Source organism: Methylobacterium sp. J-030 (genome assembly GCF_022829545.1).
GTDB lineage: Bacteria > Pseudomonadota > Alphaproteobacteria > Rhizobiales > Beijerinckiaceae > Methylobacterium.
Genome location: NZ_JAKSYM010000402.1, coordinates 198,664 through 211,378, shown reverse-complemented (window position 1 = coordinate 211,378; position 12,715 = coordinate 198,664). Strand labels below are relative to the sequence as shown.

General features: G+C 67.5%; 12 protein-coding genes. 6 read left to right on the top strand and 6 right to left on the bottom strand.

The window, feature by feature from the left end; translation table 11 throughout:
* Positions 1 to 20: 20 nt before the first annotated feature.
* The 3 genes from MKK75_RS33475 (at position 21) to recJ (ending at position 3,829) form a co-directional block, all read left to right on the top strand.
* Positions 21 to 476 carry an NAD(P) transhydrogenase subunit alpha gene (locus tag MKK75_RS33475; RefSeq protein WP_244046775.1) on the top strand — a complete coding sequence of 152 codons (456 nt, stop codon included), beginning with the start codon at positions 21 to 23 and terminating at the stop codon, positions 474 to 476.
* 4 nt (positions 477 to 480) lie between these two features.
* Entirely contained in the window at positions 481 to 1,881 is a 1,401-nt protein-coding gene (locus MKK75_RS33470; RefSeq protein WP_244046774.1) for an NAD(P)(+) transhydrogenase (Re/Si-specific) subunit beta, read from the top strand.
* Positions 1,882 to 2,011: 130 nt separating this feature from the next.
* Positions 2,012 to 3,829: a single-stranded-DNA-specific exonuclease RecJ gene (recJ, locus tag MKK75_RS33465; protein WP_244046773.1), complete on the top strand. Its 1,818-nt coding sequence runs from the start codon at positions 2,012 to 2,014 to the stop codon at positions 3,827 to 3,829.
* A 10-nt stretch (positions 3,830 to 3,839) separates the two neighbouring features.
* Here the strand turns inward: recJ and MKK75_RS33460 are convergent, their stop codons facing one another.
* The 4 genes from MKK75_RS33460 to MKK75_RS33445 all read right to left on the bottom strand — a co-directional run bounded on the left by MKK75_RS33460 (position 3,840) and on the right by MKK75_RS33445 (position 7,051).
* The gene (locus MKK75_RS33460) at positions 3,840 to 4,334 is read right to left on the bottom strand and encodes a CAP domain-containing protein (RefSeq protein ID WP_244046772.1); all 495 of its coding nucleotides are present in this window, start codon (positions 4,332 to 4,334) and stop codon (positions 3,840 to 3,842) included.
* Between the two features lie 120 nt (positions 4,335 to 4,454).
* Positions 4,455 to 5,534 carry an HD-GYP domain-containing protein gene (locus MKK75_RS33455; RefSeq protein WP_244046771.1) on the bottom strand — a complete coding sequence of 360 codons (1,080 nt, stop codon included), beginning with the start codon at positions 5,532 to 5,534 and terminating at the stop codon, positions 4,455 to 4,457.
* A gap of 103 nt (positions 5,535 to 5,637) precedes the next feature.
* The gene (locus MKK75_RS33450; RefSeq protein WP_244046770.1) at positions 5,638 to 6,171 is read right to left on the bottom strand and encodes a hypothetical protein; all 534 of its coding nucleotides are present in this window, start codon (positions 6,169 to 6,171) and stop codon (positions 5,638 to 5,640) included.
* A gap of 187 nt (positions 6,172 to 6,358) precedes the next feature.
* A complete protein-coding gene (locus MKK75_RS33445; protein WP_244046769.1) occupies positions 6,359 to 7,051 on the bottom strand; it encodes a GntR family transcriptional regulator in 693 nt (230 codons plus the stop codon).
* A gap of 455 nt (positions 7,052 to 7,506) precedes the next feature.
* Between MKK75_RS33445 and oxlT the strand changes: the two genes are divergently transcribed.
* Positions 7,507 to 8,784, top strand: a complete 1,278-nt coding sequence (gene oxlT / locus MKK75_RS33440; protein ID WP_244046768.1) for an oxalate/formate MFS antiporter — start codon at positions 7,507 to 7,509, stop codon at positions 8,782 to 8,784.
* Positions 8,785 to 8,870: 86 nt separating this feature from the next.
* The gene (locus MKK75_RS33435; RefSeq protein ID WP_244046767.1) at positions 8,871 to 9,539 is read left to right on the top strand and encodes a class II aldolase/adducin family protein; all 669 of its coding nucleotides are present in this window, start codon (positions 8,871 to 8,873) and stop codon (positions 9,537 to 9,539) included.
* Positions 9,540 to 9,555: 16 nt separating this feature from the next.
* Here the strand turns inward: MKK75_RS33435 and MKK75_RS33430 are convergent, their stop codons facing one another.
* Both MKK75_RS33430 and frc read right to left on the bottom strand, forming a co-directional pair.
* Positions 9,556 to 10,488 carry a methionyl-tRNA formyltransferase gene (locus MKK75_RS33430; RefSeq protein WP_244046766.1) on the bottom strand — a complete coding sequence of 311 codons (933 nt, stop codon included), beginning with the start codon at positions 10,486 to 10,488 and terminating at the stop codon, positions 9,556 to 9,558.
* A gap of 122 nt (positions 10,489 to 10,610) precedes the next feature.
* Positions 10,611 to 11,888, bottom strand: coding sequence for a formyl-CoA transferase (gene frc, locus MKK75_RS33425; protein ID WP_244046765.1), 1,278 nt, complete (start codon positions 11,886 to 11,888; stop codon positions 10,611 to 10,613).
* Between the two features lie 447 nt (positions 11,889 to 12,335).
* Here frc and MKK75_RS33420 point away from each other — a divergent pair, with 447 nt between their 5' ends.
* Positions 12,336 to 12,620 (top strand): hypothetical protein, encoded by a 285-nt coding sequence (locus MKK75_RS33420; RefSeq protein WP_244046764.1) that lies wholly within the window; start codon positions 12,336 to 12,338, stop codon positions 12,618 to 12,620.
* The last annotated feature ends 95 nt before the right edge of the window (positions 12,621 to 12,715 follow it).

Sequence of the window (12,715 nt, the reverse complement as noted above, 5' to 3'; positions counted from 1 at the left end):
CCGTCGAGAGGAGTAGCAGAATGGCAACCGTCATCATCCCTCCCGATCAGGCGACCGATCAGGCCCGCGTGCTGGCCGACGCCGCCCGTGCCGCCGCCGACGTGGCGCGCAACGCAGCCGATCAGGCCCAGGCCATCGCGAACGGCATGGGCCACGGCCTCAGTGCCGCCACCGGCGGCGCCGTCGACCCGACTGTGTTCCAGCTCGCGATCTTCGTGCTGGCGATCTTCGTCGGCTATTACGTGGTCTGGTCGGTCACCCCGGCGCTGCACACGCCGCTGATGTCGGTAACCAACGCAATCTCCTCGGTGATCATCGTCGGGGCACTCCTGGCGGCGGGCGTGCCCCTCCTGGAAAAGGGCACCGGCTGGGCCCGCGCCTTTGGCTTCATCGGCATCGTGCTCGCCAGCGTGAACATCTTCGGGGGCTTCCTCGTCACGCAGCGCATGCTCGGCATGTACAAGAAGAAGGCCTGAGACGATGTCCCAGAACGTCTCCGCCCTTCTCTACATCGTCGCCGGCGTCCTGTTCATCATGGCGTTGCGGGGGCTCTCGCACCCGACCACTTCGCGGCAGGGCAACCTCTACGGCATGATCGGCATGGCGCTGGCTGTGCTCACCACCCTGGTCGGCCATCCGCCCGCCGGGTTCGGCGCCTGGATCCTCGTGATCCTCGGCATCGGCATCGGCGGCGGGGCCGGCGCGGTCATCGCCAAGCGCGTGCCGATGACGGCGATGCCGCAGCTCGTGGCCGCGTTCCACTCGCTGGTCGGCCTCGCGGCCGTGGCGGGCGCCGCGGCGACGCTCTACGCTCCGCAGGCGGTGGGCATCCTTGAGAACGGCCACATCCACAAGCAGTCGCTGTTCGAAATGGCGCTGGGCGCGGCCATCGGCGCGATCACCTTCACCGGCTCGGTGATCGCGTTCGCCAAGCTCGACGGGCGGATGTCGGGCAAGCCGATCATGCTGCCGCAGCGGCACCTCATCAACATCGGCATCGCGGTCGCGCTGGTGCTGCTGATCGCGCTGTTCATCGGCAACGAGAGCAAGGCGGTCTTCTGGCTGATCGTCCTGCTGTCCTTCGCGCTGGGCGGCCTGCTTATCATCCCGATCGGCGGCGCCGACATGCCGGTGGTCGTGTCGATGCTCAACTCCTACTCGGGCTGGGCGGCTGCCGGCATCGGCTTCACCCTGGGTAATCTCGCGCTGATCATCACCGGATCGCTGGTCGGCTCGTCGGGCGCGATTCTGTCCTACATCATGTGCCACGCGATGAACCGGTCGTTCATCTCGGTGATCCTCGGCGGCTTCGGCGGCGATTCCGCCGCGGCGGCCGGCGGCGGGCAGGTCGAGACCCGGCCGGTCAAGCAGGGCTCGTCGGACGATGCGGCCTACATCATGAAGAACGCCGAGCGGGTCATCATCGTCCCGGGCTACGGCATGGCGGTTGCCCAGGCGCAGCACTCGCTCCGTGAGATGGCCGATATGTTGAAGAAGGAGGGCGTTGACGTGAAGTACGCCATCCACCCGGTGGCGGGCCGCATGCCGGGCCACATGAACGTGCTGCTGGCCGAAGCCAACGTGCCCTATGACGAGGTCTTCGAGCTGGAGGACATCAACGGCGAGTTCCCGCAGGCGGACGTCGCCTTCGTGATCGGCGCCAACGACGTCACCAACCCGGCTGCCAAGACCGACAAGGCTTCGCCGATCTACGGCATGCCGATTCTCGACGTCGAGAGAGCCAAGACCGTGCTGTTCATCAAGCGCGGCATGGGCTCGGGCTACGCGGGCGTGGAGAACGAGGTGTTCTTCCGCGACAACACCATGATGCTGTTCGGCGACGCCAAGAAAGTCGTCGACCAGATCCTCAAGGCGATGTGACACGCCAGGATCGGTGCGAAGTTTCGGGGCGGGCAGCGATGCCCGCCTCGTTTCGTTTCGGCCGCGCGAGCGGCGGGCTGTTGCGGCGGCGCCCGGGATTTTGCGGCGCGGCCGGTGTAGGTTGCAGCCTGTGTCGTCCGCTCTGTTCCTCGCCGATCCGCCAGCCTTCCTGGGTGTCGCCGCCTCCGTGACCGGCCGGCGCTGGCAGGAGCGGTGCGGCAGCGCGGCTGTCCAGAACCAGATCGCCAAGATGGTGCAGGCGCACGGGCTGCCCGAATTGTTGGCTCGCGTCCTGGCCGGCCGTGGCGTCACCCCGGAGGAGGCGGGCCGCCACCTCGCCCCGCGCCTGCGCGACCTGATGCCGGATCCCGATACGCTGCTCGACATGGACGCGGCCGTCCGCCGCCTCGTGCGCGCTGTCCGCCGGGGCGAGACCGTCGCGGTCTTCGGCGATTACGATGTCGACGGTGCCGCGAGCGCCGCCCTGTTGGCCGGCTATCTGCGCGGCCTGGGCATCCGGGCGCCGATCCATATCCCGGACCGGATCACCGAGGGTTACGGCCCCAATGTCGGGGCGATCACCGCCCTGGCGGCGGACGGAGCCACCCTTCTCGTCTGCGTCGATTGCGGGACGAGTGGCCACGCCCCGCTGGAAGAGGCGGAGAAATCCGGTCTCGACGTCATCGTGCTCGATCACCACGCCGCCGCCGAAGTGCTGCCGCCGGCCCGCGCCGTGGTGAACCCAAACCGCCTCGATGACCTGTCAGGGCTCGGCCATCTCTGCGCAGCCGGCGTGGTGTTTCTCACGCTGGTCGCCCTGAACCGCGCCCTGCGCCGCGAGAACGTCTTCGGACCGAACCGGCCGGAGCCCGTCCTCACCGACGCCCTCGACCTCGTGGCGCTGGCGACCGTGGCCGACGTGGTACCGCTCACCGGCCTGAACCGAGCCTTCGTGACCCAGGGGCTGACGGTGATGCGCCATCGCGGCCGCACCGGGCTCGCGGCGCTGCTCGATGCCGCCTCGCTCAGCGAACCGCCGGAGGCGTGGCATCTCGGCTACGTGCTCGGGCCGCGCATCAACGCGGGTGGACGCATCGGCGATTCGGGACTCGGCGCAAGACTGCTCACGACGGCGGATCCCGAGGAGGCCCTGCGCATCGCCGCCGAGCTCGATCACCTGAACCGCGAGCGGCAGGCCATCGAGGCGCAGGCCGTGATGGAGGCCGAGGCCGAGATGGATCGCGCCGTGACCCGCGATCCCGCCCGCGCCGTGCTGGTTGCGGCGAGCGCCGCATGGCATCCGGGCGTGGTCGGGTTGATCGCCGCGCGGCTGAAGGAGCGGTTCAACCGCCCGGCCTTCGCTTTCGCGCTCCGCCCGGACGGCAGCGCCACCGGCTCGGGCCGCTCGATCCCCGGGGCCGATCTCGGGCTGGCGGTGCGCGCCTGCGTGGAGGCTGGGATCGCCACAAAGGGGGGCGGTCACGCCATGGCGGCCGGCGTGACGCTTCGCGCCGACGACATCCCGCGCTTCGAGGCACATCTCGCCACGCTCCTCGGGTCGAGCGTCGCTCTGGCTCGATCGGCCGACGCCTTGCTGATCGACGGCAGCCTCAGTGCCGGGGGAGCCACGGCCGAGACGGTGCGGCTCCTCCAGACGGCCGGGCCGTTCGGCCAGGGCGCGCCGGAGCCGATCTTTGCGCTGGGACGCCATCGGCTCGTGGATGCGGGCGTGGTCGGCTCGGGCCATGTCCGGGCGCGGCTGCGCAGCCGCGACGGTCAGGCTGTGGGGGCGATCTGTTTCCGGGCGGCGGAGCGACCCCTCGGCCTCGCCCTGCTCAACGGGATCGGCCGCGAGATGCACGTGGCCGGCACCCTGTCGTGCGACCGCTGGCGCGGCGCCGAGCGGGCGCAGTTACGCATCGTGGACGCCGCGCCCGCCGATCCCTGATGGCGGCACGTCAGCCGCCCGCCATCACCAGAGCCCAGAAGCGCTTGTAGCGCGTATCGGGTGCGTCCACCCGGGCGATGCCGATCCGCCGGATCTGCGGAAGCAGCATGTTCTTGTTGTGCTCGGGGCTGGCCTTCCAGCGGGCGAGCACCTGCTCCAGGGTCTCGGAGCCGGCGCTCAGGTTCTCGGCCGCCCAGGACTTCGCCAGCCCGGCCGAGGCCATGCGCGCGGTGAAGCTGCCGCCGATCTCGTGGCTGAGCTGCCCATGACGCGCGTTGTTGCCCGCCTGGAACGCCGCGGCCTTCACCAGAACCGGATCGACCACGACCGGGCTCAGCCCGTTCTGAACGCGATAGGCTGAGATCGCCGCTGCGGCCGCCACCTCGTCGAGCACCGTATCGTGCGTCGCGTTCCCGACCGTCGGTTCGGGTGAGAGGGTCAGCCCGCCGCAACCGGTCAGAGCGAGCAGCAGCGCAGCGGCGAGGGGGCGGATGAGGTTCGGCACGGTCCGGACGGCGGGTTGTGGGGATCGGGCGCCTCCCTCCGGCCGTTGTGCGGCGAAAGCGCGGCAGCCGCGGAACGTCGCGGCCTGTTTCCTCGGGACGTGGCAGTGGCGCCACGTCAATCAGGCCGCCAGGGTGTCGTTCCCGAGCACGACCGGTGCGAATGTGCGCAGAAGGTCCGGATCGAGGTGGCCCTCGGATTCGACCATGATCGCCAGCGCTTCCGGCCCGCTGGCCGGCTGCCGATAGGTCCGCCGCTCCGTGAGAGCCGAGAACACGTCGCAGATGCTGACGATCCGGACCAGATCGCTGATGGCGGCGCCAGCGAGCCGATCTGGATAGCCGCGGCCATCGAGCCGCTCATGGTGGTGGCGCACGACGTCGATCACCTCCGGCTCGAACGCCCCCTGCGCGGTCAGCAGCGAGGCGCCGATATCGGGGTGCCGCTGCATCAGCCGGAATTCCTCCGGCGTCAGCGGACCGGGCTTGTTCAGGATCTCGACCGGGATTCGGGACTTGCCGATATCGTGGAGCAGGGCGGCGCGCACGAGGCGACCGCGATCACCGCGGCCCAGGCCGATCTTCGACCCGAACGTGGCTGCATGGCCGGCAACGCCGAGCGTGTGCTGATAGACCCCGATATCGTGGCGCCAGACCGCCTCGAGCCATGCACCGATGCCGACCTCGGAAACCGCATCGAGCACCAGCTCCGTGCCCCGGTCAATATCGATCCGCCGAAGCCCGGCACCCAGGGCGGCACTGTCGAACAGGTCGGCGACGATCGCAGTGGCGCCGGAGACGTGCTCGACGAGCCGGCGCCTGCGCGTCTCGGCCGACCGGGTCGCGTCCTCGATCATCGCGAAGGCGCTGGCCAGGACGGCTTGGCGCGGCGCGGTGGCCGGAAGCTGGCGCACATGGGCGCCCGGCACGGGCACCGGGCCGCCACGGGCGAGAAGCAGGCAGGGTACCGGCCGCGTCGGCGTACCGACAGCGATGTTGACCGTTGCGACGCGATCCGGCGGCGCATCCAGGATGACGAGATGCGGCCGAGCCGATGGCAGGATGGCGCCGGGTTCGACCGCGCAGCAATCCATCACCAGACCGATCGCCCGTTCCAAAGCCATGCGTTCCGCCGGCCGATCGGAGATCAGCAGGACGAACGGCTGGTCGGCGTTTCGCGCTGCTGCGCCGGGGGCTAACACGGTTGCTCCCTCGCCCATCAGATCAACCAAGCGTTGACCCTAACGGGAAGTTACGAGGAAAGTGTAAACCCTACGCAGTCATCGCGCTGCGAGCAATTCGTTTTCAGGCGAGCTTGGCAGCGCCGACGTTGCGGGCCGAGCCGATGGTGCGGCCCTTATCGGCGGCCGGGCTGAGGAAGTCGGCGAACTTGACGGTCAGAGCAGCCTGGCAGGCCGCGAACGCGACGAAGATCAGGGCGAAGCTGGCGATCATAATCTGGCTCCGTTCGGCTTGGCAGCGGCATGTTGCGATGCGGTAGATGTCATGCCGCTCCGCAAACTGGTATGCCAGATACGGAATATCAAACATGCTTCTCATGCATGGGATGCGCCTCTGGCCGTCTGCCCCGGCGCGGGCGGCCAGTCGCATGCGGCCAGCGAACAGGCAGATCAGCGCCTCGGCGAAACCGGCGATGGTGCGGTGCAGCCGATCGGATTGCGAATCTGCGCGATGCCCATGGCCAAGTTGTCCGTGGAACAGCGCAGCTTCAGCGCGATCGCAGGCCCCGGACCCAAGGTTCGCATCGAGCAGGGAGCGTTTCTTTCCGAAGCTGCGGCCCTGACGACGAAGGCGCCCGACGCGCCCGCGTCTGCTCACCGGGTTGCGACCTCGAGTCTACGTCCGGTCACGGCCGTCTGTCGCCCCGTCGAGGACCTGTGCCGCACGCATCGCGTCGTCGGCCGACGTGCCGAACATCGAGCGGCGGAGCGGAGCGAGGGCTACGCCACTCCCAGTGGTCCGGTCATCGCGAAGGTAGCCTCAGAACGGCGAAATCGAGCCTCGATCAGTCGAGGTAATCGCCATACGTGTCGACATGCCGGGCCAAGCCGAGACCGTGTTCGCGCACCAAGCGCTCCGCGAGATCGGCGTCACGCGCCTCCAACGCGGCGATGATGGCGACGTGCTCGCGGATCGAGCGCTCGGCCCGATCCCCCTGACGCAAAGCCGTGCTGCGAATTCCGCGGACATGCATCAGCAGATTGCTCGTCAGGTCCGCGATCGCTTCGCAATGACCGAGCGCGATGATCCGCTGGTGGAAGCGGATGTTGGCGTCCGAATACTCATCGATATGTTCGGACGGCTGACCTTCGTAGAATTCCGGAAACGCATCGCGCAGGGACCGCAATTGTGCATCGGACGCGCGCGTGCAAGCGAGGCGCGCCGCCATGCTCTCCAGCGCCGTCCACGCGTGGATCATGGCCACGATCTCACGCTTGTTTTTCTTGATCACGAAAACACCGCGCCGCGCCTCCGAGCGCACGAAGCCCTCCTGCTCAAGGACCGTCAGCGCCTCGCGCACCGGGGTGCGACTCACACCCAGATCCTGCGAGAGCTTGCGCTCGTCGAGCCGCACCTCGTCCGGACGTCCATAGATGTCCATGTTGGTGATGGCCGTTTTCAGCGCCTCGTAGGCCAAGGTCCGCAGACTTGAGCTGGCGACAATCGGCTTCACGCTCAACGGTTCGGAGTTCGACATCCCTGGTCCGGCGGCTCACACGCATGATGTACCGCACGCATTCTCAGTCGTGCGCTTCCAATCGGACTAACCCAAACCTTATCCGGATCCTAGTCGATCACAGACCGGTCCCACAGACCTGTGACGAGAACGCGTGAACCGCCGCACCGAGACGCCCGATTCCCGGTTTCACACGTCCGGTCTGCCCGCCTTAATCCCCGCCGTCAAACATGTATTTTTCTGCACGTTTGATTGACAGGCAAGCACATTTTAAGCACCATCCTGCTGGAATACCGTCGACCACAGTCGGTACCGTATCGATTTGCGTTGAGGATCAACGCGGCTGACTATGTTTGACCGAGCCCCAAGAATTTTTTGCGGTACGACTGTCGCTTTGTTCGACCATACGATGGCCTGACAGGGCATAAGGACAGTATTGAACTGATCCCTAAGAAAAACTGGTAGGAGGAACGCGAATGTCCGAGATCCGCGCATCCGGGGGTAGCGGCCGATGGCTGCAGCTCGCCTTCGGCGTCATCTGCATGTGCATGATCGCCAACATGCAGTACGGCTGGACGTTCTTCGTGAACCCGATGCAGGAACGCCACGGCTGGGACCGGGCCGCGATCCAGGTGGCGTTCACGCTGTTCGTCGTCACCGAGACCTGGTTGGTGCCGATCGAAGGCTGGTTCGTCGACAAATACGGCCCGCGCATCGTGACCCTGTTCGGCGGCCTGCTCTGCGCCATCGCCTGGGTGATGAACTCCTACGCCGAGTCGCTCACGATGCTCTACGTCGCCGCCGCGATCGGCGGGACCGGGGCCGGCGCGGTCTACGGCACCTGCGTGGGCAATTCGCTGAAGTGGTTCCCAGACCGCCGCGGCCTCGCCGCCGGCATCACCGCGATGGGCTTCGGCGCGGGCTCGGCCCTCACGGTCGTGCCGATCCAGGCGCTGATCAAGGCGCAGGGCTACGAAGCGGCGTTCTTCTACTTCGGCATCGGGCAGGGCGTCATCGTGATGCTGATCGCCCTGTTCCTGCGCGCGCCCGCCAAGGGCCAGGTGCCCGAGGTCGCCCGGGTGAGCCAGTCGAAGCGCGACTACAGGCCGGCCGAGATGGTCCGAACCCCGATCTTTTGGGTGATGTACGCGATGTTCGTCATGATGGCCGCGGGCGGCCTGATGGCGACCGCGCAGCTCGGCCCGATCGCGAAGGACTTCAAGATCGCGGACGTGCCGGTCTCGCTCCTGGGCATCACACTGCCGGCCCTGACCTTCGCGGCCACCCTCGACCGGGTGCTCAACGGCGTGACGCGACCGTTCTTCGGCTGGGTCTCCGACCATATCGGCCGCGAGAACACGATGTTCATCTCGTTCGCGATCGAGGGGCTCGGCATCTATGCCCTGAGCCAGCTCGGCCAAAACCCGATCGCCTTCGTGCTGCTCACCGGCCTCGTGTTCTTCGCCTGGGGCGAGATCTACTCCCTGTTCCCGGCGACCTGCGGTGACACGTTCGGCTCGAAATATGCGGCCACGAATGCCGGCCTGCTCTACACCGCCAAGGGGACGGCGGCGCTCATCGTACCCTACACCAGCGTGCTCACCACCATGACCGGGAGCTGGCACGCGGTGTTCCTGGCGGCGGCGGCCCTCAACATTCTGGCGGCCCTGCTGGCGCTCTTCGTGCTGAAGCCGATGCGCGCAGCCTACACCAAGAAGCCCGAAACGGGCCTCGCCCCGGCATTGGCGCAATAGACCCGGCCACGAACCCGAATGAAGCCCGGCGCTTTACCGCGCCGGGCTTTCTGCATACCCGGACCGGAATCTTTCGGAGGCCGGGCATGGATAAGGACGAGCGCATCGCGCGGGAGAGCGTTGTGGCGGCCGCGCGGGCGCTCGACGCGCAGGGCCTCAACCGCGGCACCTCGGGCAACGTCTCGGTGCGTTTTCGCGAGGGGTTGCTGATCACCCCGTCCGGCCTGCCGACAGCCGGGATGCGGCCCGAGGATGTCGTGCCCCTGGGGTTCGACGGCACGCACCCGCCGAACCAGAAACCGTCATCGGAATGGCGCTTCCACCGCGATATCCTCGCCTCCCGCTCGGATTGCGGCGCCGTCGTCCACGCGCACCCGGTCTACTGCACAGCCTTCGCGCTGTGCCGGAAGGAGATCCCGGCCGTCCATTACATGATCGCGGCCTTCGGCGGGCCGACCGTGCGCTGCGCGCCGTACGCGCCCTACGGCACTGCCGCGCTCTCGGAGCTGGCTTTGGCGGCGCTCGTCGACCGCAACGTCTGCCTGCTCGCCAATCACGGCATGATCGCCGCCGGGGCGAGCCTGGAGAAGGCCCTCTGGCTCGCCGTCGAGCTGGAAACGCTGTGCCAGCAATACGCGGTGGCGCTCCAGGTGGGCACGCCGGCCGTCCTGTCCGATCATGAGATCGGCACGACTGTGGAGCGCTTCCGCGGTTACGGGTTGAACGTCGCGGGCAAGGATTTGAAGCCCCAGTGAGGCTCCGGTCCGGGCGTCAGCGGCCCAGTGCTTGACCGACTGCCAGCCCGGTCTCCCGGGCATACTCGGCGGCCGCGACCTTCTTGCCGCCTTCGGGCTTGACCTTGCGGATCTCGATCCGGCCGCCCTGCGCGCAGACGCTGAAGCCATCCTCGTCGATCGCGATCACCTCGCCGGGCTTGCCCTTCACGTCACTCAGGCGCCGGACCGGGTACAGGCAGGAATCGAAGATCTGGAGCTTCTGGCCGTCCCGGGTCGTCCATGCGCCGGGGGCGGGGTTCGCCGCGCGAATCAGGTTGTAGATCTGCTCGGCATGGGCCGACCAGCGGATCTCGGCCTCCGCGGCGCGGAACCAGCCCTCGTAGGTCGCCGCATCCTCGTCCTGATCGATCTCGACGTGCCGGCCAGCCACCACCAGATCGGCCGCCTCCAGCATCGCGTCGACGCCCATGGGGAAGAGGTTGTCGAAATAGACGTCCCCAAGCGTGGCGTTCGCGCCGATCGGACAGGTCTTCTGGAGAATGACCGGACCCTCATCGAGGCCATCGGTCGGCCGGAAGATCGTGAGCCCGGTCTGGAGTTCGCCCCGCGCGATCGGCCAATTGATCGAGGACGGTCCGCGATACCGGGGCAACAGGCTGGGATGATACTGGATGGTGCCGTGCTTCGGGATCATGACGAAGCTCTGCGGCGCGAATTGCAGCACGTAGGCCATGACGCCGATATCGGCGTCGAGTCCGCGCATGGCGTTCTCGGCCTCCGGAGTCTTCAGGCTCGGGAACTGGAAGACCGGAAGCCCCTTCTCCTCAGCTGCGGTCTTCAGAACGTCCGGCTTGGCGCCCGGCTTCTCCGGCGCGCAGAACACGCCGGCCACCGTGTCGCCCCGCTGGAGGAACGCCTCCAGCACGGCCTTTCCGAAATCCTGCTGACCGATGAAGGCGATGCGCATGCAATCTCCAGGGCGTCGTCCCGCCCGCGGGGCGGGACAGGGGAGGGGAATCGCGGGGGCCTGTGCGTGGCCCGCAGATCGGCGGCGAGCGGCGGACCGCCCGCGTTTGACAGCCGATCAGGTCACTCGGCGGCGATCTTCTGGATCGCGCCGATCGCCCCGGAATTGGCGATCTCACCGACCTCCGCCTCGGAGTAGCCAAGCACGCTGCGCAAAATCTCGTCCGTGTGCTCGCCGAGCAGCGGAGAGCGCGCCACCTCGCTCGGGCTTGCCGAGAGCTTGATGGGGTTGCCGACCGTCAGGTATTTGCCGCGGGTCGGATGATCGACCTCCACGATGGTGCCGGTCTGCCGCAGGGCCTCGTCCTCGGCGATCTCCTTCATCGACAGGATCGGGCCGCAGGGAATGTCGTGCTTGTTCAGGGTGTCCATCGCCTCGAACTTCGACACTTTCATCGTCCACGCCTCGATGCGCGTGAAGATCCCGTTGAGGTGCGGCAGGCGAGCCTTCGGGGTCGCGTAGTTCGGGTCGGCCTTCCAGTCGGGCTCGCCGATGATGTCGCAGATCGGATCCCACACCGCGGCCTGGGTGATGACGTAGATGTAGGCGTTCGGATCCTGCTCCCACCCCTTGCAGCGCAGGATGCGCCCCGGCTGGCCGCCGCCGGAATCGTTGCCCGCCCGCGGGGTCGCCTCACCGAACGGGATGCCCTCGCCGAACTGGCTGTATTCCTTGAGCGGCCCGTGCTGCAGGCGCTGCTGGTCGCGCAGCTTCACCCGGCACAGGTTGAGCACGCCGTCCTGCATGGCGCAGTCGACCTTCTGGCCGAGGCCGCTGTGGGTGCGGTGGAAGAGCGCCGTGACGATGCCCAGCGCGAGGTGCAGCCCGGTGCCCGAATCGCCGATCTGCGCGCCGGTCACCATCGGGATACCGTCGCGGAAACCGGTGGTGGAGGCTGAGCCGCCCGCGCACTGCGCGACGTTCTCGTAGACCTTGCAATCCTCGTAGCGGCCGGGCCCGAAACCCTTGACCGAGGCCAGGATCATCCGCGGGTTGGCCTCGTGGATCTTCTCCCATGTCAGACCCATCCGGGCGAGCGCGCCGGGGGCGAAATTCTCGACGAGGACGTCGCACTCCTTGATCAGGCGCCAGAGCACCTCCTTGCCCTTCGGGTTCTTCGAATCGAGGGTGATCGAGCGCTTGTTGTGGTTCAGCATCGTGAAATAGAGGCTGTCCACGTCCGGAATGTCCTGGAGTTGCTGCCGGGTGGCATCGCCGACGCCCGGCCGCTCGACTTTGATCACGTCGGCGCCGAACCACGCGAGGAGCTGCGTGCAGGTCGGGCCGGATTGAACGTGGGTGAAATCCAGGATGCGGACGCCTTCGAGGGCCTTGGTCATGATCGGTCTCGGAGCTGGGGGCAATCGTCGGGGTTGCGGAAGCCGGATCAGGCCGACCGGGCAGACAAGAGGCGGTCAGCCTCGGTCCGCGGGGCTCGGCCCGGTCTTACGGGGCTGCCTGGCCCCGTCCTCGAACGAATCATGTCTGCATGCCCTCCCAAAGCGCGGTCTCGTCGTCTTGCGAAACCGTCATGCGGAGCCCGGTCAGGGTCCGAAGATCTGTATACCACATGCCATTCGTCTGATGCGAGACCCCTCTGAACGGGTGGTGCCGTGGCGGGCTACGCACCGTAAGCCGTACTGGCCCTCGGCTCAACGCGTTGCCGTGCATGAAATCCAGACTGCGGCCTGCGCCCCTTGGCATCCGTCCGAATGCGGTTCATGATTTCGTCAAAACCGGCGGCCGGCAGACCAGCCGAGGAACGCAACGCTGCAGGAGGGACGCCCATGCTCGCCAGCACCAGCTTGATCAAATCGTCTTGGATCGCGGTGGATGTCGCCCGCGACCGGGCGGAGCGCGTTCTCGTGGTGGAAACCTACATCGCGGTGAGCCCGCTGGAGCCGAACTTCGACGCCGCGCAGTATGAGCGCGTCCTGGGCTGCGTGCAGAAGGTGCTCAAGGCTCATCCGGACATCGACCGCGCGTCGATCCTCAGCATGCATCGCGGCTCAGGCTGCACGGCCCTGTTCCGCGAGCCCCCGGCGACGCTGGATCGGCCGGCGGCGGCCTGAGACCCGTCAGGAACGGCACCTGGAGTACCTGACCGTTCGGGCACGGGATCGGCACACGCGCCTCCCGGACAGGTGGAGCGTTCGCGGAACCGGAT